The 25193-nt window shown below is 45.8% G+C and carries 19 protein-coding genes, 1 tRNA gene and 2 pseudogenes; 5 read left to right on the forward strand and 17 right to left on the reverse strand.

The genetic code is table 11. The features are described 5' to 3' along the window. Positions 1–310 precede the first annotated feature (310 nt). Positions 311–1480: a hypothetical protein gene (locus ACZ5QV_RS05950; RefSeq protein ID WP_464601661.1), complete on the forward strand. Its 1170-nt coding sequence runs from the start codon at positions 311–313 to the stop codon at positions 1478–1480. A 116-nt stretch (positions 1481–1596) separates the two neighbouring features. On the opposite strand, the gene ACZ5QV_RS05955 is transcribed toward ACZ5QV_RS05950, so the two are convergent. The 5 genes from ACZ5QV_RS05955 to ACZ5QV_RS05975 all read right to left on the reverse strand — a co-directional run bounded on the left by ACZ5QV_RS05955 (position 1597) and on the right by ACZ5QV_RS05975 (position 7188). Further along, the gene (locus tag ACZ5QV_RS05955; protein WP_464601662.1) at positions 1597–3108 is read right to left on the reverse strand and encodes an RtcB family protein; all 1512 of its coding nucleotides are present in this window, start codon (positions 3106–3108) and stop codon (positions 1597–1599) included. A 262-nt stretch (positions 3109–3370) separates the two neighbouring features. After that, positions 3371–3817: an archease gene (locus ACZ5QV_RS05960; RefSeq protein WP_464601663.1), complete on the reverse strand. Its 447-nt coding sequence runs from the start codon at positions 3815–3817 to the stop codon at positions 3371–3373. 313 nt (positions 3818–4130) lie between these two features. After that, on the reverse strand, positions 4131–4742 hold the full coding sequence (gene pgsA, locus ACZ5QV_RS05965; protein WP_464601664.1) for an archaetidylinositol phosphate synthase: 612 nt from the start codon (positions 4740–4742) through the stop codon (positions 4131–4133). Positions 4743–4932: 190 nt separating this feature from the next. After that, complete coding sequence (gene iscB, locus ACZ5QV_RS05970) at positions 4933–6153, reverse strand: RNA-guided endonuclease IscB (RefSeq protein ID WP_464601665.1); 1221 nt, start codon at positions 6151–6153, stop codon at positions 4933–4935. A gap of 456 nt (positions 6154–6609) precedes the next feature. Beyond that, entirely contained in the window at positions 6610–7188 is a 579-nt protein-coding gene (locus ACZ5QV_RS05975) for an aldolase (protein WP_464601666.1), read from the reverse strand. Between the two features lie 192 nt (positions 7189–7380). On the opposite strand from ACZ5QV_RS05975, the gene ACZ5QV_RS05980 reads away from it, so the two are divergent. Together ACZ5QV_RS05980 and ACZ5QV_RS05985 are read left to right on the forward strand one after the other, a co-directional pair. Beyond that, positions 7381–7454 (forward strand) — tRNA-Thr (locus tag ACZ5QV_RS05980). A 174-nt stretch (positions 7455–7628) separates the two neighbouring features. Next, positions 7629–8141 (forward strand): metal-binding protein, encoded by a 513-nt coding sequence (locus tag ACZ5QV_RS05985; RefSeq protein ID WP_464601667.1) that lies wholly within the window; start codon positions 7629–7631, stop codon positions 8139–8141. Between the two features lie 290 nt (positions 8142–8431). Here the strand turns inward: ACZ5QV_RS05985 and ACZ5QV_RS05990 are convergent, their stop codons facing one another. The 9 genes and pseudogenes from ACZ5QV_RS05990 to larE form a co-directional block, all read right to left on the reverse strand. Further along, entirely contained in the window at positions 8432–9664 is a 1233-nt protein-coding gene (locus ACZ5QV_RS05990) for an RNA-guided endonuclease InsQ/TnpB family protein (protein WP_464601668.1), read from the reverse strand. Positions 9665–9893: 229 nt separating this feature from the next. Then, complete coding sequence (locus ACZ5QV_RS05995) at positions 9894–11864, reverse strand: type II secretion system F family protein (protein ID WP_464601669.1); 1971 nt, start codon at positions 11862–11864, stop codon at positions 9894–9896. A gap of 9 nt (positions 11865–11873) precedes the next feature. After that, positions 11874–13568, reverse strand: a complete 1695-nt coding sequence (locus ACZ5QV_RS06000; protein ID WP_464601670.1) for a type II/IV secretion system ATPase subunit — start codon at positions 13566–13568, stop codon at positions 11874–11876. A gap of 17 nt (positions 13569–13585) precedes the next feature. Then, positions 13586–14293, reverse strand: a pseudogene (locus ACZ5QV_RS06005) (RAD55 family ATPase). A gap of 152 nt (positions 14294–14445) precedes the next feature. Next, entirely contained in the window at positions 14446–15630 is a 1185-nt protein-coding gene (locus tag ACZ5QV_RS06010; protein ID WP_464602043.1) for a cysteine desulfurase, read from the reverse strand. Between the two features lie 41 nt (positions 15631–15671). Next, entirely contained in the window at positions 15672–15833 is a 162-nt protein-coding gene (locus ACZ5QV_RS06015) for a hypothetical protein (RefSeq protein ID WP_464601671.1), read from the reverse strand. A gap of 271 nt (positions 15834–16104) precedes the next feature. Beyond that, entirely contained in the window at positions 16105–16641 is a 537-nt protein-coding gene (locus ACZ5QV_RS06020; protein WP_464601672.1) for a DUF531 family protein, read from the reverse strand. Between the two features lie 362 nt (positions 16642–17003). Next, entirely contained in the window at positions 17004–17489 is a 486-nt protein-coding gene (locus ACZ5QV_RS06025) for a GNAT family N-acetyltransferase (RefSeq protein WP_464601673.1), read from the reverse strand. Continuing rightward, the gene (larE, locus tag ACZ5QV_RS06030) at positions 17486–18319 is read right to left on the reverse strand and encodes an ATP-dependent sacrificial sulfur transferase LarE (RefSeq protein ID WP_464601674.1); all 834 of its coding nucleotides are present in this window, start codon (positions 18317–18319) and stop codon (positions 17486–17488) included. The genes ACZ5QV_RS06025 and larE overlap by 4 nt, the downstream gene beginning before the upstream one ends. A 774-nt stretch (positions 18320–19093) precedes the next feature. Here larE and iscB (ACZ5QV_RS06035) point away from each other — a divergent pair. Then, positions 19094–20515 (forward strand): RNA-guided endonuclease IscB, encoded by a 1422-nt coding sequence (gene iscB / locus ACZ5QV_RS06035; protein ID WP_464601675.1) that lies wholly within the window; start codon positions 19094–19096, stop codon positions 20513–20515. A gap of 209 nt (positions 20516–20724) precedes the next feature. Then, positions 20725–22074 (forward strand): phosphoglucosamine mutase, encoded by a 1350-nt coding sequence (gene glmM / locus ACZ5QV_RS06040; RefSeq protein WP_464601676.1) that lies wholly within the window; start codon positions 20725–20727, stop codon positions 22072–22074. Between the two features lie 187 nt (positions 22075–22261). Here the strand turns inward: glmM and ACZ5QV_RS06045 are convergent, their stop codons facing one another. From ACZ5QV_RS06045 to ACZ5QV_RS06055, 3 genes and pseudogenes are all read right to left on the reverse strand, one after another. After that, positions 22262–22483, reverse strand: a complete 222-nt coding sequence (locus tag ACZ5QV_RS06045) for a hypothetical protein (RefSeq protein WP_464601677.1) — start codon at positions 22481–22483, stop codon at positions 22262–22264. Positions 22484–23067: 584 nt separating this feature from the next. Beyond that, a pseudogene (locus ACZ5QV_RS06050) lies at positions 23068–23391 on the reverse strand (sugar phosphate nucleotidyltransferase); the annotation flags it as partial. 811 nt (positions 23392–24202) lie between these two features. Continuing rightward, positions 24203–24934: a glucose-6-phosphate isomerase family protein gene (locus ACZ5QV_RS06055; RefSeq protein WP_464601678.1), complete on the reverse strand. Its 732-nt coding sequence runs from the start codon at positions 24932–24934 to the stop codon at positions 24203–24205. Positions 24935–25193 lie beyond the last annotated feature (259 nt).

A 25193-nucleotide genomic window follows, 5' to 3' on the forward strand; every position in this document is an offset into this window, starting at 1 on the left:
ATTTAGCTGGCAGTACTTCTTCTTTTTCTAAACGGTGTTTACGTATTTGATTCTTCAATTTCAGTATCTGCCTTACGTATTCTATTTTCAATTTCAGTATCTACCTGCTCTTTTTGCCCTATGTTCGCGATTGTACGATAAAACCATTTGAGCAGACTTCTCAAAACATAGTACTAAACAGAAAAATTTAATACTTAATAGTACTTTATTGAAAACAGTTAAAGATAGATTTAATAGTTTTAATAATTTTAATTTGTGAAATATATAATTAGAAATGATTTTTGAAAGATGATCGTCCGCACGTTGTGCGGTGGGTGCTAACATGCTGATCCGGAAAAATATATCTCTCGATGACAAATATTTAAAAAAATTACAACCTCTTTTGGATATCAATGATGGAAACCTGAGTGCGGCAATCCGGGATACCATCGCCCTCACAGATACTGCATTAGAATACCATGACAGTGTGGATGAGGCGATTAAATTTTTAAAAAAATCCGCAGTCAGTCAGGAAGAGAATGATTTCATCCCGAATGAAGAATATAGCCTTATAAGCAAAACCATCCTTGACTGGCTTTTCAGACATATCCGGGGCAGGATTGCAGACGAAGAACTGGTAAACGAACTCATCAATCCCTTCGAAGTTCATGACATGAAGGAATTTGAGGGACAGCTTAACAGAACATCTGAACAAAACCACTGGGGTGTAAGAGTTTCCCTCAGCTGTGAAGATATTCACAACCCGGAATCCGCCCAGATTTTGTTCTCAAACGCCACCCCCAATAGTAGAGAATTCTTCACTCAGCTTGTGGCCCTTTTTCTTGCAAAATGGAAACGGCTTGATGTTGAACACGTTTTCAGAAGAGCAAATTCAACACAGGTTTCTTTCAAGAAAAACCTCTCCGTTTCACCTCAGGAACTCATGCCCGGAATTCGCAAGCATTTCGGATATCTGGATATCGTATGCAGGGAAATCGACGATAACCCCGATTTCTGGATTCAGCTCATGTACACATATAACGTGGAACGGTACAACCTGGTGACCCTGCACAGGAGCCAGTTTGAGACTTTTGCCACTGGAGTGGCCCCTAACCCCGCAAAAATAGTAGAACGTCTGAGCAAGCGGTCCATAAGTGAGATGGAACTTGCAGATCTGCTTATTGTAGTAAAAAGGATGTACCTGGTGACCCAGCTCGTAAAGAACATAGAACTTTCTCTGGAACCCGGCAAAGAATCTGCCACAATCATCCATGACTTCAAGAACGAAAAGGTAATCTCAAACCTTGTGGACTATTTCTCACATATATTCATAGAAAACGGCGCAAAATTCACAGTTTCTTCCTACGCAAGCATGATCGTTTTCAGGTTCAACAAAGAAGGACCCGAAGTGAGTTCGGATTATTATGACCTTTCGGAACTTCAAGATTCAGAATTTCATAAAAATGACGAAAAGGGAGATGCCATAAACACCATTAATTGAGGAAAAAAATTTAAAATTTCGGAGGGAGAGTGAAGAAAATAACGGAAGAGGCCCTCCGGAAACCCCTTCCTCAGCTTATAGGCCTTTTTTTCATTTTATAACATTTCTTAATTCGTTTAACCTTTTGCAACTCCCAATGGTCTCACTCTTGCAATCTTCCTGGCAATCCCCAGTTCATGCACTACATTGACCACTTCACTGCTGGACTTGTACACCTCGGGGGCTTCCTCGGCAATAACAGACGGGCGTGTTGCCCTGACAGTGATACCCTGTGCCTCAAGTCTTTCCTTTACGTTCTCACCCCGGAACTCCTTTTTGGCATGAGACCTGCTCATGACCCTGCCGGCTCCGTGGCAGGCACTCCCGAAGGAAACATCCATCGCTGCCTCTGTCCCGCAGAGGATGTAGGAAGAGGTACCCATGCTGCCCGGAATAAGGACAGGCTGCCCCACGTCTCTGAAAGCCTGGGGGACCTCAGGATGCCCCGGAGGAAACGCCCTGGTCGCTCCTTTCCGGTGGACGTAGACTTCCTTTTTTTTGCCGTCAATTGTGTGTTTTTCAAGTTTTGCCACATTGTGGGCCACGTCGTAGAGGAGGTCCATACCCAGTTCATCCGAATCCATTCCGAAGACATTTTCGAAAACCTCCCTTGTCCAGTGGGTAATGACCTGGCGGTTTGCCCAGGCGTAGTTTGCAGCACAGAGCATTGCTCCGAAATAACTCTGGGCCTCATTTGACTGGGCCGGGGCACAGGCGAGCTGTTTGTCCGGAATTTGAATCCCGTACTTCTTCACGGCCTGCCCGAGGATCTTGAGATGGTCCGTACAGATCTGATGCCCGGCCCCACGGGAGCCACAGTGGACCATTATCGTTACCTGGCCCTCCTCAAGCCCGAAGACCGAAGCCACCTCAGGCTCATATATCTCCTCCACGCACTGGATTTCCAGGAAATGGTTCCCGCTTCCCAGAGTCCCTAACTGGGGTTTTCCCCGTTTCCGGGCTTTATCGCTTACCTCGGACAGGATTGCCCCTTCCAGAAAACCGTTCCCCTCACAGTGTTCCAGATCGGCCTCCACCCCGTACCCCGCTTCCACGGCCCATCTGGACCCGTGCAGGAAAGCGTCATCAAGTTCCGCATCCGAGGCCCGGATACGGCTCTTTGAACCCACCCCCGAGGGGATATTTTTAAAAAGCCCCTCAGTAAGCGCCTCTATATGGGGCATAACGTCTTCTTTCCGAAGATTTGTCTTGATCAGCCTGACCCCGCAATTGATATCAAAACCGACCCCTCCGGGGCTGATAATTCCTTCCTCCCGGTCAAAAGCCGCAACCCCGCCGATGGCAAACCCATAGCCCAGATGGGCGTCCGGCATTGCCATGGAATATTTCTGTATCCCGGGAAGGGTTGCCACGTTTGCGATCTGGTCAAGGGTATCCGGATCAATCCCCTCAAGCAACTTTTCAGACAGGAAAAGGCGCCCTGGGACCTTCATATCGGGGGTGTGCCCTACAGGGATTTCCCAGCTGTTTTCGGAAAGTTTCCGGACCCTGTCCCGCACACTCGTCAGCAGACTTTCCGGATCGGTTTCTTTTTCAGTATCCGTTTCAGTTTCAATTACTTCTGCCATGATTATTATTCACCGCACCTGTATTCCACAATATCTGATGTAAATGAGAAAACTCGGATTTGTATTTGTTATAATATATGCAGTATATGAGGGGAATATATAAAATAAAATAATCTAAAATAAAACAATCTAAAATATAATAATCTAAGATAAAATAACATAAAATGAAACCCACTTCAAATCCCCTTTAAATAAGGAGATCTCTTTTCCACCCCTCACAAGTTTTTGAACCAGGATATTTCCTGGTCTCTTGTTGTCCTGTTTATAGATCCACAACGACCTGAGCGACCCACCCATCGTCCTTTTTTTCAAGCATTAGCTGATTGTAGGTTACAGCTTTGATTTCAGTTTCAAATGGGTGGACTTCCGGATTGGAGGGTTCTCCAAAAGCCAGGCCCGATAAAGAATACTCTCCATCTTCTCCTTTTTCCTTTATTTCCAGCACCTGGAATTTCCAGAATATTATCTCGTCCACTTCAAAGAGAAAGAGCAGTTCGGAAAGCCAGTCCACGAGCAGGTATTCAAGGTCAGGGGAGCTAACATGGACCTCCTTTGCAATTTCCCCAGAGACCTTCCCGGTGTCAATAATAACGTTGAACATGGCAAGAGCCGCGTTTTCGAAGGTTTCCTCAAGGCTCCTGCCAAAGGCCCGAAACTTTGCGTCCGCAGTGTGTTCCAGGTACTCATACTTCTCGTTTTGGGGCGGCATAATCCAGTATTAGGTTTTGTCTTACATTAAGTTTATCGGCTGCGGGAAATGGAAAAAAGAAGAAAAAAAGAGGAGAAAGGTTTTCAGTCCTCTTGAGCTCGCGCAGCGAGCGAAACGGGGGTCTCCGTGTTGTTGTGATTGCATCGCAACTAAAAGAAAAATCAACGATTTTTCGGGTCCCGAAGCAGAACTCGGTTTTTTAGTCCTCTTGAGCTCGCGCAGCGAGTGAAAAGGACCCCGTGCTGTTGCGATTTCATCGCAACTCCCAGGAAATCATTGATTTCCTGTGATCCCGAAGCGGAATTCGGGTGGTTCAGCCAAGCCGGTCCCAGATATAGAAGATGCGCTGGAAGGCGGTTATGTGGCTGGTAACCGCAATCAGGATGATGGCCCAGCCCAGGATGGAGAACCCGGCGATTGATGCGGGATAGGCAAAGTTTGCGAAGGCTGAAAGCATGAGGACTACCAGCCTGTCGGCCCGCCCCATTATGCCGCCGTAGTACCTGCCGAGGTTCAGAGCCTGGGCCTGAGTCCCGAGGTAGCTTGTCAGGAGCACCCCCACAATTGCGATGACCCCTATTTGCCAGGGCACGTAGCCTGCAAAAAAGATGCCACAGATGATAAAGACGTCAGCGTAACGGTCAACGATATGGTCCAGGAAATCTCCTCGAAGGCTTGTCCTTCTGGACTTTCTCGCAACTTCCCCGTCCAGAGCGTCCAGAACTGAGTTCAAGACAACGAATATACCGGCAAGCAGGGCGAATTCTGGCCAGGGTCCGGAATAAAAAAAGCAAAGCCCTGCAAGGAAGGCGCATAAAAGTGAAACTAAGGACACGGTGTTAGGGGAAATATTATTGCGAACAAAGCTCTCAGCTATCGGTTCAATTACTTTTGAGGCAACAGGTCTCAGGGCATCAAATGTCATGGGTCTCGAAAGGGTTCTTGAATTTTGGGTTGGTTTTTACAGGTTGAAACAAAGGAGTTATACACAGCCTGGAAATTCTGGAAATTGCGGCTGTAATAGGATCCGATAAGTTTCAGCTCAGGCAGCAGGGGGGTCCCCATCCTCGACAGTTCCGGCTTTGGCGGAACTGGCAGGTGGGGGAGGAATGCGTTCAAACATTCACAGCCTGAATTAAAGTTGTACTGCTTGCTCTTAATCTGATGCAGTTTTTCTTAATATTGACACTTGTAGTTATCATGTTACCGAAAATATCACACAACGTGAAATATCCAGTTGATCTTTTGCCCCTGATAAAACCGGTCCCTTTTTCTGTTATTACAAGATCGAACTTCCTAAGGCCAAACACTTTCCCAGTAGGGATTTTTTTCTCTGATCGCTTACCCCTTGTTTGCTGGTAATCGCCTGCAGGGATGTGTTTTTTGTGGTAAACCGTATTATCCAGCTTTACCGTTTGCCCATCCTCGCAGCAGATAGCAACAGCATCATTATAGTGGGTTTTTGGAAGTTTTAAAAACTGTTCTCTCTTAAACTTGGTCTCAAAACCAAAATTTTCCTCAAACTCCCAATCTGACTTTTTAAGCTGGCTTTTGATAATACCCATGTGGGTTGCATGTTTGGTCTTCGATCTTCTTTTCTTTAGCTCAAACTCTCCTGCATGGAGGGCCTGGTGGCAGGTTCGGCATAAAGTAATAAGGTTCTCTGGAGTGTCAGGGCCTCCATTTGTCCTGAAAATAATGTGGTGACACTGCAAATGCTTATCCTTTGATTTACCTTTGCAGTGCTGGCATGTGTACCCGTCCCGGTCCAGTACGAAAGCCCTGGCGTTGTAGGCATCCTTCAGTGGACCTTCCTGATACTCAATACCTGAAACTTCCGGATTCGTTATTTTGTGAATGTCAAAGGAAGCCGTTTCGACCTTCCACTTTGTAACCGGTAAGATGGATTCCACAAAGTTTTTTTCTCTGATATGGGACTCCAGCTTACTCCTGATTGAAGGCGCAAGCCTTCCTTCTTTCCTCGAAGCTGCTCTGTTATTGAACCTTGCAGGCCTGTACCTTGTTTTTCGGGCTCTCCTGTTCCTCCGGTACATCCTCCGTTGATCCATCTTTTTAGAAACATCCTGCCTTAACTGAACTTCTGATTGATAGAGTACTTTTCCGTTAGCAATAGCCGCACAGCCAACAACTTTCGAGCCTGAGTCCATGCCTGCTATCACGGGCTGAGTGTACCCACTACTTCCGAAAAGCATTTTAATTGTAAAGGGTGTAGTTCTCAAAACCTTTGCCTTACCTTCCCTCAACAGTTTTCTGGCTTTCGAAGGTTTACAGGGCATTAGTGGTTTTCCGTTCTGGTTTTTAATGTAAACTAACATAGAGTTCACCTCCATTTTTTGGAGTTATGCGTATTGGGGGCTATGGAGTCAACTCACCAAATCCGACTTCCTCTCGATCTGATACTGAAAGGTTTGTATGATGCAAGCACTGTCCCTACCTCTCAGGACTGTTTAACCAGCATCCTTAGAGCCTGAAACTGAGGCGGCATTCCAGGGTAACTATAATATTCTTTCGTATCGGCTGCCAGTATTACAAAGCTCCTTACTGGCGATCTGGTCAACCAGGGACTTGCCGAAACAAGCCCCTTACTCTAAAATCTTAGCCTGAAGGCTAAGATTTTAGGGAGAGGTAGTTGACCAGATTTAGTTGCAACGTGCTATTGATATTTTTTAACTTATATGTTCTGCTTTTTGCCTTTTTTAATTTAGTCTGTATATATATTTACAGCCATTTTTAAAGATATTCCATAATATATCAGATTATTCTTTATTAATTCAACGAAGGGAAGGACCCCCGAACTCTGCAAGCTCATAGAGGTATTTTACCCGGCAGGAGTGTTCCAGTTGTGTGGTCACGACGTAGGCCTCACTCAGGGCCTTTCCGACGGCAAAGGTCCCGTGGCTGTAGACCACGGCTCCCCTGTGTTCCGAGAGAGCCTGAGCCGTGTTTTCCGCAAGTTCCCGGCTTCCTATTCCCCCCATAAGCACAGGGATTTCTCCCAGAAAATACTGCCCCTCGCTATCCACGGGCAGGATCGAGGTCTTCTCCGCCTTTTTTGCCCTGAGGGACTCCACCACCGAATAAGGGCAGTGGGCGTGAATGATCGCAAGGGCGGGCGTCCTCCTGTAAATTTCCCGGTGGACCACGCTTTCCGAAGAGGCTATCAGGTCCAGGGAAGAAGTCTCTTCGATTTCGACCTCGACCACGCTGTCCTCACTTATCTCGTCCAGCGCACTTCCACTCCGGGTAATGACCATTTTGTCCCCGGCCCGGACGCTGATGTTTCCGAAACTGGACTCCACAAGCCCGTGCTCTACCAGTTTTCGGCCGTATTTCGCAATTTCCTGCCACATTTTAATTCAGATATAGCGGAAGTACCGCATAAGGTTTGTGTTCGGGAACCAGGGGCCCTTCTCAGGCAGGAGCAAAGGAAAAAAGTCGAAAAAGTTTCATAAAATCTGCAGAAAAAAAGCACATTTTAAGAATCCTGCCATAAGGTTTATCTGTAAGTATTGTATTTAGATAAATCTGTTAGCTGTAATCGTGCCTCGTTGGCTCAGCCCGGTAGAGCGAGTGATTTGTAATCACTAGGTCGCGAGTTCAAATCTCGCACGAGGCTTAATTCTTTTTTTGTTTCATTTTTCATTTTCTGTTTTTTTTGTAAAATCTGCTATGCCGGGTGCTTTCCTGCTGTATTCTTATAAAATACTGAGAATTCAACAATGCACAAATTTAAAAAAGTTATACAATAAAAACAAAAATTTCCTCCAAGAACAAAACGGAGCCCCCATAAATGCCAAACGGAAAGACGCATAACAAAATAAACATAGCAGTCTTATTCCTTACCTTGATAGGACTGCACTCTCCTCTCTTCAGTACAACCCTTCCCTCCGAATACCTGAGCACCGCCTCCATAGCTATATTTTCATTTTCATTCCTCTTTGGAACCTACTACCTGAGCCCCGACCTGGACATCAAAAGCGACCCCTTCAAACGCTGGGGCCCTTTCCGGTATATCTGGTGGCCCTACCAGAAAATCTTCGGGCACAGGGGGATGCTGCATAACCCCATATTTGGCCCTCTTATCATAATACTCACTGTAGGGGTCGTATTTGTAGCCCCCGTGGTCGTAGCCCTGGACCTGAGTGCAAAAGAAGTCCCGCAGGAATTGCTCGTCGCGCTGTTTACAGGTATAGTGCTATCAATTGAAATTCACATCGTGGCCGACACAATCTCGACAAAGACAAAAAGGACTTCGACCAAGGTGAAGAAAAAACTGAACGGCTCGAAGCGCAGCAAAAAATAATTGAATTCGGGTAGGGGGAGTCCCCACCAGGCGAAATCTGACGTTTTCGTTAGCTAAGATACACCGCCGGGACGGCGGGACGAGCGTGTGGCCTCGTGGAGGTTGCTCCGGGGTATGAAGCAGGAAGTTTCACTGCTTTAGCGTGGGGTAGTTGACTGTTATGGCAACCATGAGCACCAGATCCAGTACCTCTGAAACGGCATTGCATTCCATTGTTAATTTTTTTCTGAAACCACGCAAAGCAGACAGCTTCAATCATCCGATCATGCTATGAAAAGTCCTAATTAGTATCACCAACTATTATGAATTTGTGATATAAACTGTTCTTTGTATAGTGGATTAACACTAACAGGGTGAAGCACAACACCCTCTATCCCCTCTGCAAAGGCATTAGGGACTGCTTTTCTAATCATGTTGTATGCTGCATTTACATCAGCATTAAGGAGAACTCCGGTAGCACTCCGGAAAAGTCCTCTTTTTACCCGTTTTCCAATATATTTGTCCCGGTGCTCCATTGGTTCATTATCAAGGAAAGAGCATTTGCTTGTATAGGATTCTTCGATCCGTTCAACCGAAATTCCAACCTCTCCAGCCTTGTACTCGACCATTGAAATAAGGGTACTGTGGGGGATCTGAGCAAAATTCGGATTATTTTTCTTGCCCATGTTGGTTTTCTGTTTCCAGAAAGGATTGCTTCCGATAATGATATTCTCCACGTTCATTTCCAGAGCATAGTTGATTATTGCCCTGCTCAGTTTGTGGAGTACGTCTTTAATCCGTGAGTTTCGTTTATGGGTAAGTACTTCTACACCCTTTCCGGTCTTTATCCCATGTTTCTCATAAGTGCTCTGGAGCTTTGCTTTCTGCTTGTTGTAAAACTGGTTTACTGACTTGGCAACCCCGCCCTTAACAATAATAGGATTTTCTCCAAAATTGTTTGCAATAGTTGCAAGGTTGACAACTCCAAGATCAATTCCCAGGACTCGACCGGAAGTAAGAGGTATGGGATCTTCGATTTCTTTTTCAAAAACAATTTCACAGGTGTATCCTGCGTGTTTTGGAATGATCCTGACTTCTCTCAAATTAGTATCATCAGGAAGTCTTGTCTGAATGGATAACGGAACTACTTTGGGAAACTTGAGCACCCCGTCTTTGATACTGACCTGCTGATTTGTAAAAATTAACAGGTATTCCCCGTTTTTTTCCAGGTACTTTGGAGGCTTTGGTTTGCCTGTGAAAAGTTCAGGATTCTTTTTGTAAGATTTTAAAGCTTCGAAAAAAGATTTCCAGTTACGGTCAAGTACTTTTAGAGTCTGTTGAGCAGATTTAGCAGGAAGCTCTTTGTAAGGCTCAGAGGACTTCACAAGCCCATAAAGTCTATTGTACCTGATCCATTTTCCGTTATTGAAGAACTCCTGTCTGATAATATAATCAGAGAAGTTATACAGGTTTTTGGATTTATGGCACAAATCCCCTATTTCCCTGGAATGAAACTGGATTTGCTCAACACGTTTAATTATCAATTTGGCTCGACCTCGATTTCTAATCTTTCTTCTTTTCTTTTACTTTAATGCTTCATGGAATAGCAATGGAGCATTGAAATTATTTCGTCAAATATTTCTGATGCTTAATGTATTTCTTGATACCTTTAGCAAATTGAGCACTTCTTTTGCTTTTATAGTGGATACAATATAATTTATTATGGATACTAATTATATCTATTGGGTACTTTTACGTACTATACGAATACAGTCATACGAATACATTGAACACAATATATGCGATAATCGCCATACTGGCACTGTACTTGAGACCAAGATACATTGACCCGTGCCCCATTTTCCCTGCAACCATCCCCGAACAAATGCCCTGGATGACTGAAGAATGATACATTAACATCGTGTACTCATTGACATCAAAAACCGTGTTCGCAACACCTCCGGAAGACTCTTTAAAAGCAACTGTTTCCGGGAAGAAATAAACACTGAGCACATAGACAATGAAGAGGAATACGGCAAAGGAAACGTAGATGGTGAATATGTAAATTACCATCTGTGAAGCCCGTTCTTTTTTCATTTTTTCATTGCTATTGAACTGCTCCGAGGTAATGTAAAGCACACTTTTCAGGTCACTTGTGGACTCGTTTGCCCTGATCAGGGTATGTAGGATCCTACTTGCGGTTGCGGTCCCTATACGTGATTCAAGTCTGAGGAGTGCCATCGAAATGGAGGTGCCCCAGGAGATGTCCTCCCTTACTTTTTTCATTTCTTCGCTTAGTACTCCCAACCTGGAGTCAGCCATCAACACCAGAGCGTTTGAGAGGTGAATGCCGGAAGCGTTCATGCTGGCAAGGTTTTTCAAAAAATCAGGCATCAGGTCATCAAACAGCCTTTTTTTCCGGTCACTAAATTCATAAAAAATAATGAATGGGGTCAGGACAATAAGTGCGAAGATTATCAGATGGTCATCAATCCAGGTGATGAATTCTATATTCAATGCACTTATATTTGCAAAGTGCGGGGGGAATCTCAGGGAAAAAGAATAGCTTTGGAAAAATGACTTATAGGAAAGATACGGGACATTGACAAGATACAGGATTCCCAGGGGTACACTCAACAGGAAGCTGTACTTCGGTTCAGTTATCATAAAAGCGAAGGGATTTAAAAGGACTTTCTTGAACCTGTTTATTTTTATGTAAGAATGTATCTTTTTTATAAGTTCATCATCATCCACTTCTGAAACCTTCTCGGGAATGTCCCTGAGATTCAGATGAGAGGAAGGAATGGAGTCCTTATCGGGGTTTAAGGAAAGATCTCCCATCGTATCCAGCAGCACGAGGTAGAGCAGGGTCGCCAGCGGGACGATTGCATAGATCAGCATGTAGAGTAACTGGTTTGAAGAGGGCCTGAGAAATTGAAGCACGATAAGCGTGGTCATTATAAAAAGAGGCCCCGCTACGAGCGCCGTAACATAGACTTCGGCCAGGACGTCAAGTCTCTGAAGGAAGTCCTTGTTTGCGTGTTCTGCAAGATCCTGGTACTGGGTGGTCTTGTTATTAAGGTATTCTTTGACGTTTCCGCTGCTTGAAACAAAGATCAGGCCATCCAGGAATTCCTTGAAGTTTTCCGAGGGGGTCCGGGCTTTTGCAGCTTCAATTGCGCTTAAGATATCTTTTCCCAGATAATCCATATCCCTGACAATACATTTGATTTCCTCGGCCGAATCCCCCAGGATAAGGGTATGATGGCTCAGGGACCGAAAAACGGCAAAAAGGGGCATTCCCCCCCTTGTAAGGGCATACATATAGGTAATTGCAGGGAGAAGGGATCTGTCGATACCGGATTTACGGACGTCTGCCTGGAAAAAAGGCAGGAGGTATGCAGAGGTAATAATGACCGCAAAAACAGTAAGAAACGATAAGAACCCGCTGAGACCTGCAAATATTTCAAGATACTCTACAGTTACCCCGGGCCGGAAGGACTCAATTAACAGACTGAGAGGGTTCGCGGGATTGGAAAAGGCCCTCCAGCCCAGAAGCCCCCCCGGCACAGCTACAAAAAGGCCCCCGAGGAGGGCGTAGAGGAGGGTGGAGGCAAGATATTGGGAAATAGTTATGGGATAGTGGGCCTGCTGGAGTTTTATCCTGAAGGAAGCAAAGCTGGCTCCCCTTCTGTGGAAGGCCTCCCCAAAGGCCCGGTATGCAAAACTGTCAAGAAAGCTCATAATAGTCCGTCAGGTCATTGTCGAGATCATATCTTGCAGGGTATCGTCTTCGATTTTTTCAAGTACGAGGTCAGGGCTGTCCTGGTAGACCTGTACCGTCAGGGAAACTTCCACATAGTTCCTCATGTTTTTCTCGGCCAGGTAGGCCAGTATCTTTTTTCGGTTATTGAGTTCCTGCTGGAGCTTCCATGAGTCCCAATTCCTTACGTACATGATCTCTTTTAAAATGTAGGAGTCGCCGACCTGGACAAAACGGTCTTCCTGGGGGTCCCAGCTAAAGAGTTCATTAATTCCCAGGTCTCCGGTTTCGGGGTCCACGTTCATGACTTCCACGATAGTCCTGGTCCTCCTTACCCTTTTATCAGCAATGTAGACCTGTTCCTGGATGGAAAGCACGTTCAGAGACTGGAGCATCACCTGCGGCACGTTTATCGGGTCATGCGTAAGCCTGTTAATGACGGTCTGGACATCTCCCGCATGCATGGTGGAGCTGGTGGCGTGGCCTGTTGACATTGCCTGGAAAAGAGTCAGGGCTTCTTCACCCCGGACCTCTCCCACTATAATATAATCAGGGCGCTGTCTGAGGGCCGCTTTCAGGAGGTCATACATTGAGACTTCACCCGTTTCATCGGCGGAAAAACCCTTTCTGGCAATACCGGAAATCCAGTTGCTGTGGTGGAGCATCAGTTCCCGCGTGTCTTCGATGGAAATGATTTTTGCCAGGGAAGGCATGAAAAGGGAGGTCGCGTTAAGTATGGAGGTCTTGCCGGAAGCTGTCCCTCCGGCAAAAAGGAGGTTGGAGCCCCCTTCAATGACAATCCAGAAATACGCAAGCATTTCCAGATCACAGGTGTTGAAGTTTATGAGATCGATTGCGGTAATCGGGTCTTTCCTGAATTTTCGTATGGTAAAGGAACTGCCCCTGGGGGTAATTTCCCTGCCGAGGATGGCTTGAAGCCTGGACCCGTCCGTCATGGTAGCATCGACTATGGGCTGGCTTACCGAGATGTGTTTGTTGTTTAACTGGCACATCTTGACAACAAGCGAGTCCAGTTCCTCTTCTTCAAAAGAGATATTGCTCGTTATGGTACGGTATGTGCTGTGATAAACAAAAATAGGGATTTCGACCCCGTCACAGGAGATATCTTCCAGATAAGGGTCATGGAGCAGAGGGTTTACTTTTTCATACCCAAGAAGGTTCCTTTTCAGGTAATAAATAATTCTGTGGATCGAAGAAACTGAAATTTCCGCCCTGTAGCGTTCAAAAAGAAAAAGAGAGCGGTCAACAAGAAAAATTTCTTTTTCCAATTTGGAATTCGTGTTATTAAGAATCAGTATATCCTGGAGATCCTCATATATCCGGTCAAGCAGCTCTTTCTCATATTTTGTCAGAGAAGGTTCTATCATCCGGTAATAGCTCATCCTTCGGTCTTTCAGGACTACGACAAAGGCAAAGGGTTCATCAACCCAGTACCTCTCAATTTCCTCAAAACCTTCCGGGACCTCAAAGCTGACAAGAGAGCCATCTATCTCAGGGTCATACTCCGGCATAGACCGGAGAGGCTTTTTCAAAAGATTTTGAGCTTTTTCAAGCAACCCTTTGACAAAAGTAGCAGGGCCTGAGGCAGGGCCTGAAGTATCACTGTTAGAATCTGTTTTTTCATGAAGAGAAATCTTCATCGATATATCTTTATATATATCCATAATATAAAAACTTTAAATTACTTTTCGATTCGTACTCCTGCCGAAGTGATCGAAAAGCCTACACTTTCAAGGGAAAGTTCCATCCCTCTCATTTTCGATACCCTGAGGAAACGGGCAAGTTTTTCTTTTTGCAGGACCTCCCTGTGGTACAGTTCGATCTTTCCGAAAACCAGGTAGTCGGCAAAACCCTGCATATTTTTGTGAGCCCGGTCATCCATAAGGAAAAGCGACGTACAACCGTAGTCTGCAAGGACATTTTACAGGGGGTCGAACTTCTTAAGGGGCTCTTCTCCCACACAGTTCCAGGATTTTGAAAGGGCTGCCAGGCTGTCATAGACCACGACTTCCACATCCCTTGAGAGCGTTTTCACGGTACCTATCCGGTCCTTTTCGACCAGTTCAAGCCCTTTTCCAAGGCGCGAAGCGTTCTGGGTTTCCTTAAGCCTGCTCTCAAAAACATTATCAACAAGCAGCTGGCCGGAGTTTATATAAGGGGCAAGGTCAAGCCCCAGGCAACTTGCCTGCTGGAGCACGTCGTCCAGCCGGGACCGGGTGAGGACAAGTAGCCCTTTTTTTCCGGCGGCACAGTTACTGTGCAGGAAATGGATTCCGAAAATCGTCTTTCCGGAGCCTGTTGGGCCTGTGAGAAGAATGCCTTTTCCTTTAGGGTAGCCGCCCCCCAGAAGAGGGTCAAGGCCTTCTATTCCACTCGTGATTCTTTCCATTATGGAATCCTCTTTTCAGGGTTTTTTCAGTAAAATATCTATTGGGGTAAATTATACAAATTATATCTGATATAATATATTAGTAATTACTATCATAATACTTTACCCGTCTTAAACAAATAAAGAAATATGTGGAGTTGCATAAAAAGGGATCATGCAACAAGGGCTTTCAGGTCTGAAACCGCCTCTATAAGGGCGTCTACCTCTTCTTCCGTGTTGTAAAGCGCAAAGGAGGCCCTTACAGTGCTGTCCACTTTCAGGAAGTTTATGGAAGGGATGGCGCAGTGGTGTCCGCTCCGGACACAGATTTTCCTGCTCTGGTCAAGGATGAGGGCAACGTCATGGGCATGGAGCCCGCGCACGTTGAAGGGAACGACCCCCGCCCTTTCGACCGGTCCGTAGACTTCGACATGTTCCATTTCCGAAAGTCTGGCCGCGGTTTCCCGTGCAAGCCGGGTTTCGTGTTTTTCAATCTCGAAAACCCCTATGGTTTCCACGTATTCCACGGCCCTTCCAAGCCCGATAACGCCGGGAATGTTAGGGGTCCCGGCTTCAAAACAGGCGGGAGAGGGTTCAAGCACGTAATCGAACCCATCGACCTCGGAGACCATTCCACCTCCAACAAAGACTTTTTCAAGCAGGTCCGGTTCTTTGATGTAAAGGACTCCGGTCCCCTGGGGCCCAAGCAGCCCTTTATGGCCAGCAGTCGCAAAAAAATCACAGCCAAGGGTAGAGACCTCAACGGGCATGTGCCCTGCGGACTGGGCCCCGTCAATCAGGACCTTAACGTCGTTCCTGTGAGCTATTTTCGTGATCCTGGCAACATCCTGGACCGAGCCGAAGACGTTTGAGACCTGAGTTATCGCTACGAGTTTTGTCCTGTCCGTAAGAGCTTTTTCAATAGATTCCGGATTGATCAGGCCTTCCGGCCCATCCGGCTTTACGATTGTTACCTCTACTCCTATCTTTTGCAGGCGCAGCCAGGGAAGGAGGTTTGAGTGGTGTTCGATCAGGGTCGTTACGATGTGATCTCCGGCTTCAAAAGGAAAACTGTTTGCGACCAGGTTGATCCCTTCGGTCGTGTTTTTTGTAAAGACGGTTTTAGAGGGTTCGGTCTTAAGAAAAGCGGCAACCGTTTCCCGGGCGTTTTCATACCGGGTTGTGGTCTCTCGGGCAAGGCGGTGGGCCCCTCTCCCATGATTTCCCGCGTACTCATAGAAATATTCGTTCATGGCCTCCACGGCAGGCACCGGGGTCTGGGTGGTTGCCGTGCTGTCCAGATACACGACCTTACTTAAAACAGGAAAGTCTTTGCGAACCGCGTGCACGTCATACATGCTGGGTTGTAAGGAGCAGGAATAAAAAAACATTGTGCAGGTTATTTACCCTGCATTCCGCCTATCATAAAGCGGTAAAGCTCAAGTTCATCTGAGTCAAGACTGTCGGTACAGCCTTTAACAACGGCGTGGCATTTGTTTTCAGGACTGTTTTTTGCCTTTCCACACCTTTGTATTCCAGTACTTCTATTTAATTTACTCATTAAATGCCTCCTGTCTCTCGGGGATCGCGCATCCATGGAGTAAGCAGGAAACAATGTTTTAAAAACGTCGGAACCCCACCTGAGCGCGATAAATAGAAACTATCCATTCCCACAGTTACCATACTAATAAGCTGTCATTATATATATTTGTTCCGGAAAAAACTTCATAATTAAAGAAGATTTTTTTTTAAAAAAAAAGAAAAATGTGTTTAAAAAAGCCAGGGTTTTTCTTTAAAAGAAAAAACAAGCATTTTATTCGAAGTACGCGAACTTATTTGTTCCTCTCCAGGTTTTCCATGAGTCCCCTGATAAGGGCCGGGATTGCCCCGATGGCCGTGCAGGTCTCAAAGGAGAGCCCTTTTGAGCTTATGTCCAGGTGATACTTTCCTCTTTCAAAAAGTTCTTTGGGAAGCCCTTTTCGGCCCAGGCCCACCAGGAAAAGAAAAGAGCGGTTATGTAAAGCTTCTTCGGCGATTTTCAGAGGGGTTACCTGTTTTTTCGGGGCCGGTTTTGAACTGGTGACGATAACTTCCCCGAACTGGGCCTGGAAACCTTTTTTTGGCAGGTCGAAAACCGAAAGCCTGTCAGTCTCGTAGAGGGTCTTGAGGTAGCTTCCCGATTCCCCAATTGTGGTCTTGTCCATCACAAAATTCACCAGTTCCTCGGGGGTCATTTTGAAAGGAAAATCAAAAAGAGCAAGGTGAAAACCAAAGGCGTGGCAGATGGGGGCAGCCCTTGCAATCGTCCGGTAATGCGCGTCCAGGATTTTTATCTTATCATAGGTGTTTACTATTCCGAGAGTGAGCATGAAGTCCCTCATTGCCTTCTTTCATAAAATAAGCTTTCGTTGCTGTGCCAGAATTCCGTCCCGGCATTCAACCCCGGCATTAATCCCAACTATATAGGAAATAGATTAAATCAGTTACTACATTTATATGAAGAAGCGTAAAACCCCTGAGTCTTTAGCTCAGGGGATATAAGCGTCAACTTTCCAATATAAGGTTTAATACCATAACGTTAATATATTAATAATATATTTTAATCTTACTCACTTTTGCGATAACCAAGCAAAAGTACACTTTAAATTAGTTAACACCGCCGGAACGGCGGGAAGGGCCTGTGGACTCGTGGAGGTTGCTCCAGGGTATGAAGCAGGAAGCCGGTCGGTCTTTAGCCGAGCGGTAGTTCACATCTCAGTAGCGTCTGCCCACAACTCTCAAAGTGTTCGCAGTTCGCGCAGTCTTCCCAGAGTCCGGATTTTACGGAAGCCGGAAGTTTTTCAAACCCTATTTTTTCAAAAAACCGGGGTGCAGTCGTCCTTACATAGAGTTCCCGGCCCGGGGACAGCTTTGAGATAAGGGCTTCTACGAGCCTGGCTCCTATCCCTTTTCCCCTCCGGTTCGGATGGACAGCGATGGTGTGGAGTTCCAAGAATTCCAGGCCTTCAAAACTGTTCGGGACCAGAGCGGCACAGCCGAGCACCCGGCCGTCCCTTTCGGCAAGCAGGAAATCTTCACATTCCAGCCCTTCCATATCAAGGAAATAGGTGAAAAGGAGTTTTTGAATCTCGGGCAGGTCTTTTTTTTCGGCCTTTCTTATTAGAATCTCGGGCATCTTCCTCAACCAGTTTTTTTCGGGCATTTTTCGGGCGTTCACTTTTCTTCCTGCTCTGCACTTATTTCCCGTATGTGGGGCTCGTCCAGACTCCCGCTCCGGAAGCCTTCGAGGTCCAGAGTTACGTAGTCAAATTCCAGTTTCTTGAGGCGCTCGGAAATCTGTATACTTTTCTCTAGAATAAGAGGGAACTCTTCCGGCGGGACCTCTATACGGGCGATGTTGGCGTGCAGCCTTACCCTTGCCTGTAAAAAGCCCAGGGAAAAGAGGTATTCTTCGGCCTTTTCAATTTTCTGGAGAGCCTGGGTGGTTATGGGCTGCCCGTAGGGGAAACGAGAGGCCAGACAGGCCATGGAAGGGCGGTGGGCGGCGGAGAGGGCGCGGCTTGAGGCGATTTCCCGGACCTCGTCTTTTGTGACCTCAAATTCCAGGAAGGGAGCAAGGACTTTATCCCCGGCTTCCAGCAGGGCCTGGTGTCCGGGCCGGTATCCCTTGATTTCCGAGGCGTTTGTGCCTTCAAGCACGACATTGTAACCTTCCTTCTTCGCAAACTCGATCAGGGTATTAAGGAGGGTTTTTTTACAGAAATAACACCTGTTAAGCGGATTTGCAGTAAAGTAAGACATGCCCAGGTGGGAAAATGGGAGTACCTTATGGGGAATCCCGAGCTCACAGGCCGTCTGTACAGCGGTATTGAGCTGCCTCCGGGGAAAGAGCGGAGAGTCGAGGGTCACGGCAAGGGCCCTGTCCCCGAGCACCTCATACGCAAGGGCCGCAAGGACGGTACTGTCAACCCCACCCGAAAAAGCGATAATTGCACTTTCTCTTGTTTTTATTGCATCCTTTATCTTCTGAAGCTTTGAGATAGCCATTAGTAACGGATTTTTACTAATAGCATATATGCATTTGCCAGCTCGTTCAGAGCCCGGGGTCCTGACAGCGTGTAAAAATTAAGGACCTGGGGCGCAAACTGATTAAATTCGGGGTGGGTTTAAGTTTGAAAAAATACATTATAAGTCAGATTCGGGAAAGCAGTCCGGAAATAACAATAACCCGGAAAAGGAAAAGGAACAAATGTTCCGGAAACCATTCCTTAGGAATGGGTCAAATATAAAATAAAGTATTTTTGTTTACCATTCCTTAACCACCCGAGTTTCGCTTCGGGATCACAGGAAATCGAAGATTTCCTGGGAGTTGCACTGCAAGTGCAACAGCACGAGGTCCTTTTCGGGAGCTATGCTCCCTCAAGAGGACGAAAAACGCCATAATAACCTTAAATATCGTCTTCCTGCCGTCTTTTTCCGTGTATTCCATGCCCGAGTTCCGCTTCGGGAGCACGGGTCTGTTTCACTCGTTTCACTCGCTCAAGCAGACTAAAATATTTTCCGTGTGTTCCGTGGTTTAAATGCACACACACCAAACATCCCCTCACACAAAAACACAACATGTATGAGTATGAAGTAAATCACAAAGTCAATTACCCCCCTAAAACCTTCGTCTGAGGACTCAGGTTTTTGAGGAGGGGGCTTGTTTCGACAAGTCCCTAGTTGAATAGCCTTTCGTTATACTGGTCATGATATTCGAGGATACTCCACACGTTCTCGGAGATTTCGATCTGGATTAAACATCCCTGAGAGGAAGGGGAAGTGTTCAGGTCATTAACAAGCCAGTATAACAGTGGCAATGTGGACCCACTCCAATCAAGGAGGACAAAACTTTTGAAGGTCTTTGTTATTAACAACAAAAAAGAACCATTGATGCCCACGTCACCCAGAAAAGCGAGAATATTGCTAAAAGAAGGACGTGCGGAAGTGGTACAAAGGAATCCTTTCACTATCAAACTTCTTTATCCTTCGGGAAAAAATACTCAGGAAATAACCCTAGGAATTGATACTGGGTTCCTTAACATAGGATTTTCGGCAGTTTCTGAAAAAGAAGAACTTATTTCAGGAGAGGTAAAACTTCTTGCTGGAATGCCAGAGCGAAACGATGAACGGAGAATGTACCGAAGAAACCGAAGAAACCAGATAAGACACAGGAAACCGGGGTACAACAAAAACACCAACAAAGAAGATTGGTTGGCTCCATCTATCAAACATAAGCTTGAAAGCCATATCAGATTAATAGAGGATCTTGCCGAAATCTTGCCCATAACAAAAATCGTTGTCGAGGTTGCGAACTTCGACATTCAAAAAATCAAAAATCCGGAAATTGAAGGCAAACAGTATCAGGAAGGGGAACAGGCAGGCTACGATAACGTTCGGGCCTATATTTTGCACAGAGACGGATACTCTTGCCAGAACCCGGAATGTAAAAACACATCAAAAAAGCCTTTGCTCCAGGTGCATCATATCCAGTACAGAAGTAACAGTGGTTCTGATCGGCCTGATAACCTGATCACACTTTGTAATAAGTGTCATACTCAAAAAAACCACAAAGGATTCCTTTTAACATGGAAACCAAAGGTAAGAGGCTTCAAAGATGCTACATTCATGAATATAGTACGTTGGAAGCTCATTGATATTTTAAAAGAAAAGTATGATGTTGAGCACACTTTCGGATATGTCACAAAAGCGAAAAGGTACGAGCTTAATCTTGAGAAAACTCATTCAACCGATGCATTCTGTATTGCTGGAGGGGGAACTCAGGCTCGATGTGCTCCCCGTGAAATACGACAAATAAGAAGAAATAACAGAAGCCTCTCGAAATTCTACGATGCGAAGTATATTGATTTGAGGGACGGCACTCAAAAAACCGGACAGGACTTAAATTCTGGAAGAACTACCAGAAACAAAAATCTTAACGGGGAAAATTTGAGAGTGTATAGGGGTAGGAAAACAAAGAAAGGAAGATACAGCATAAGGAAAAATCATTATCTAATTCAGCCAATGGATTTAGTTGAGTACGAAGGAGAGCTATATTATGTAGCTGGAGCACAAAATTACGGAAAGTATGTGAAACTTCGTGCCTCAGAAATTAAATCTTCCAAAGTAGTAAATATTCAAAAAGTTAAAATTGTAAAGTACGGCAAAGGATTCTGTTGGATTGACCAATCAGTACCACGTTAAAAAAAATATAGAATCCGGCCCCCGTAGTCTATACGCATTCATCTCCCACCTGCCAGTTCCGGCAAAGCCGGAACTGTCGAGGAAGGAGTCATCTGCTGTTTGAGATAAAACCTGAAGTTATATTTTCACCATTCCTTAGGATAAATCACACATTTGCATAACACTTTTACGGGCCTCTGGAAGCCTATCACCAGAAACGGAGCTTTTACATGAAATTATTTGGAACAAACGGAGTACGCGGAAATGCAAATAAGTATATAAGTCCCGAAATGGCAACCCGACTGGCAAAAAGCCTTGGGACTTATATGAAATCGGAAGGGACCGTGGCAATAGGCTGCGATACCAGAATATCGGGCCAGATGCTGAAATCCGCAGCAATTGCAGGAGCGCTTTCTGCGGGCCTGAAGGTTATTGATGTGGGAATGGGGCCCACCCCCTCCATCCAGTACTACGTCCGCGACTATGCTGATGCGGGGATAGTGATTACGGCATCCCATAACCCAAGAGAGGACAACGGGATCAAGCTGATTGCGGGCGACGGTTCGGAGTTTCCGAGAGACGGGGAAAGGGACATCGAGGAGATCTATTTTTCAGAGGAATACACCGTTGCCTCCTGGGAGAAAACCGGGGAGTTTACGACCGATCCGGGAGTAAACGATTACTACATAAAGAGTATAATCCGCGCCGTAGACGCTGAAATGATAAGGAAGCGAAGGTTCAAAGTGGTGGTTGATACGGGCTGTGGGGCCGGGGCCCTGACTCTTCCGTTCCTCCTCAGGAAACTGGGCTGTGAGGTCCTGACCCTGGGGGCCCAGGTAGACGGAACTTTTCCCTGGAGAAACCCCGAACCTCTGCCCGAGGCCCTGAGCGAACTTTCCGAGCTCGTGAAAAAGACCGGGGCCGATTTCGGGGCCGCGCACGACGGGGACGCGGACAGGATTGTTTTCATGGACGAAAACGGGGAGTTCGTAAATGAGGAAGTCCTGCTCGCCATGATGACACAGTATGTACTTGAAGGGAAAAAAGGCCCCATAGTCACTCCGGTAAGTTCTTCCCAGCGCATGGCCGATGTCGCGGCTGCCGCAGGTGTGGAGCTTCACTGGACCGCGGTGGGCTCCATAAACGTGGCCCGTAAGATGATGGAAATCGGGGCCGTCTTCGGAGGAGAAGGCAACGGCGGCCTGATCTTCCCTGATCACCAGTACTGCCGGGACGGGGGCATGGCCTGCGCCAAACTCCTGGAGATCCTGGCAAGCGGGAAAAAGGTCTCAGACCTCACAAAAAGCGTGCCTGTGTACTATAACGCAAAAACAAAGTTCCCCACAACAAACCCTGCAGCCACAATGGAAAAGGTAAAAGCTGAAGCCTTTGACCGGGACCTGAAACCCGACACTACCGACGGCGTAAAACTCTGCTTTGAGGATGGCTGGATCCTTATCCGTCCCTCGGGGACAGAGCCTATTTTCAGAATCTTCGCCGAGGCAAAGACTGAAGAAAGGGCAAAAGAACTTATGAACAGAGGCCTGGAAATGCTCAAAAAAGCCGAAGGTGCTGAATGATCCGGAGCTAAGGCCAAAAACAAAATCGTGGGAAAAAATCTCGGAAACTAACGAAAAATCACAGGAAAAAAGCCGGAAAAATTAACGGAAAAACTAACGGAAAAATAAATGTGGAAGTCTCCAGAAACCTGACCATCCACACTTTTTTTACTTTTTTACTCGTGTACCCCGTACACTCAAAAGAAACTCATTTTGAAAAAACCGGCTTCAATTTTTTTATTAAAGTGTAAAAGTTATACAGAACAAACACTGCTGCCGTGATCCAAAAAAGCAGCCAGGAAATGTTTGAAATGGTTCCAAGGCCCAGAACCCTGATTATCAATGTAATTGCCATTATAGCGCCCATGATGAGCTTGGGATCGGTTTTTTTGCCATTTTTCTGGCGGGGTTTTGTATTGAAAAGATCCATATTCCTGAAAATAACTTTAAAATATTAAATAGTTTTTTAATTTGAAAGATCAGAGTCCAATGTCCGGATTAACGGATTCGGAAAAATAGGACGTCATAATAGCACTAAATATTCATTTTACATGGTTATGATGTTATTTATTTAAAAAAACGTAGCAATAAGTTATAAATACATTGAATGCATTAATACCTTTGAAGATAGTACTAAGTGGTTGCCCGGAAGACGCCAGCACAGGAATATTTTCTGTGAGGGTTGTTGACCAGGGATAGTACTGTTGATTGCAAAAGAAAACTCTGGGATGAGCGCCTCCTTAATTAAGAAATATCATCCTGGAAAGCCACGCTATGAATTCTGTGGGTTCAGAGCAAAACCAGGAAATGGGAACTGCCAGCAAAAGCCTCCTAAATTAAAAAACAGTGTATTGAGACCGACAACTCCAGCCCGAAAAACATCCCGGCACCTGTGGGCTGGCACGTACTCCGGTCTCTTTCGACCTCCTTTCTTCCTGTCCGACAAATAATTTTTCTGCACTACCGGGTCAATTCCGGATCAATTTTTTCTGAGCAGGTATTTTTCAATGTTTTTCCATTTGACTCTTTCTGGCGGATTTAGTGGATGTTCCACCAGGAACGAGATATCCTGCACGAGCTTCAAAAGGTCGCTCTCCCCCTTCTGCGCGAGATGCATTCAAGTTCGGGAGAATCGTCAAAATAGTCCTCGATGGCTTGTTTTCCCCTCCCTGTAACAATGATCAGGTCTTAGATCCCCGAAGCTATGGCCTCTTCCACCACATACTGGATGACAGGCATATCAATAATCGGAAGAATTTCCTTTGGCATGGACTTGGTTGCCGGCAGGAAGCAAGTACCAAGGCCTGCGGCCGGGATGACTACTTTTTTCACACTCAAAACTGGACACACCATAAACTCTGAATAGCTGATAGTAAGGAATGGTTAAAATACAACTTAATAATTTATTGTAGGAACTGCTCTATACTGATACAGGTTGTGTTTTTGTTGGTAGAGACATTTGGTGTGTACACTCAAACCACGGAACACACGGAAAAAGAATGAAAGGAAGACGATATTTAAGGTTGCTCTGGTGTATTTTCGTCCTCTTTCAAGAATCCAGGAGTGTTTTTGAATCCGATTATATAAAGGACCAACGTACTCACCGGCCGAAGGCCGGTTTCCGTGTCCTTCCATCGCCCGAGTTCCGCTTCGGGAGCACGGGATCCGTTTCGCTCGCTGCGCGAACTCAAGCGGATTATAAACCTTATTTTGGAAAATTTTCTGTGTCTTTCCGTGTGTTCCGTGGTTAAGAGATCTTCTGACACTGATAATGGAAAGAAAACTTAAAACAACAAGATATAATGCTCAGTGCAGTTATCCGCTTAATTCTTGCTGTGGTTTTTGTTGGTAGAGACATTTGGTGTGTGCACTCAAACCACGGAACACACGGAATACACGGAAAAAGACGGCAGGAAGACGATATTTAAGGTTATTATGGCGTTTTTCGTCCTCTTGAGGGAGCATAGCTCCCGAAAAGGACCTCGTGCTGTTGCGATTGCATCGCAACTCCCAGGAAATCTTCGATTTCCTGTGATCCCGAAGCGAAACTCGGGAAGCGAAACTCGGGAAGCGGAACTCGGGAAGCGAAACTCGGGTGCCGAAGCGGATTTGACTCATTCCTAAATTGGAAAAATGAGGTCTTAAACTTTTACCCCTGGAACGCTTCGTTAAAAAGCCCCTCAAACGCCTGTGGCTCTTTCAAAAACCTGAGCTTTTCAAGATCGTTTACAAGCTCGTACATGTCTTCACCCACCGGAATACCGAACCCGGAAAGCTTTGCAGGCTTAAGGTAGCGGATTTCCGGAACTTCGGAATATCCGGAATTTGGCACAAATCCCTCTTCGAGCAGGTAGTAGGCCCCGCCCTTAAGTTCCCTCACTGGCTCATATATAGAAGAAAAATCAGTGCAGACCCAATTGGCCATTTTAAGGACCTCGTCGGATGCATTGATTGAGATGTGCCCGTAGTCCGGCGGGATAAGTACAATATCCCCCTTTTCAGCCTCGACAACAACCACATCCAGGACCTTCCCCCCTTCAGCCTTCTGCAAAAGATAGGTGGCTTTTCCCTCCAGCACCTGGTAGACCTCAGGATACGAGACCTCAGCCCCCGGAGCTTTCGGGTGGTAATGCCCTTTGGTTTTTATGAATTCTTTTCCCAGATGGGCAGGCGGGATAACTGTGATGTCATAACGGAGATGGGCTTCCCGCATAAGTTCAAGATCTGAGGAGGTCCTGGCAAGCTCCCGGTACATATAATAAAGTTCGAAGTTTTCTGTTGATTGGAGCCATTCCGAATCATAGATGACGTCTTTCATGTCTTCCAGCATTCTTATGTCCGGCACTCTGACGGTTTCCCCAAATTTTAACGCATGTTCCATCTTTTTACCCTCAAATTTCGGCCTGCTGGCCACAGTAGATTTCAGTTTGATCCCGGCAAACTTATTAAGTTTTTGAAAATCTATAGCTATGTATAATTATAATAATAGTATAAAGTTTCTTGGACTATTCGTTCAAAATATATACGATCGTGTCCATGAGTCATGGATTAAATCTGAAAAACAAGACAAGAAAATAATAACAAGTCTCATTGTTGAACAGTTGATTTTTGATTTTTTAATAAAAATAATTTTATTCTTG

The organism is Methanosarcina baltica (genome assembly GCF_055394095.1).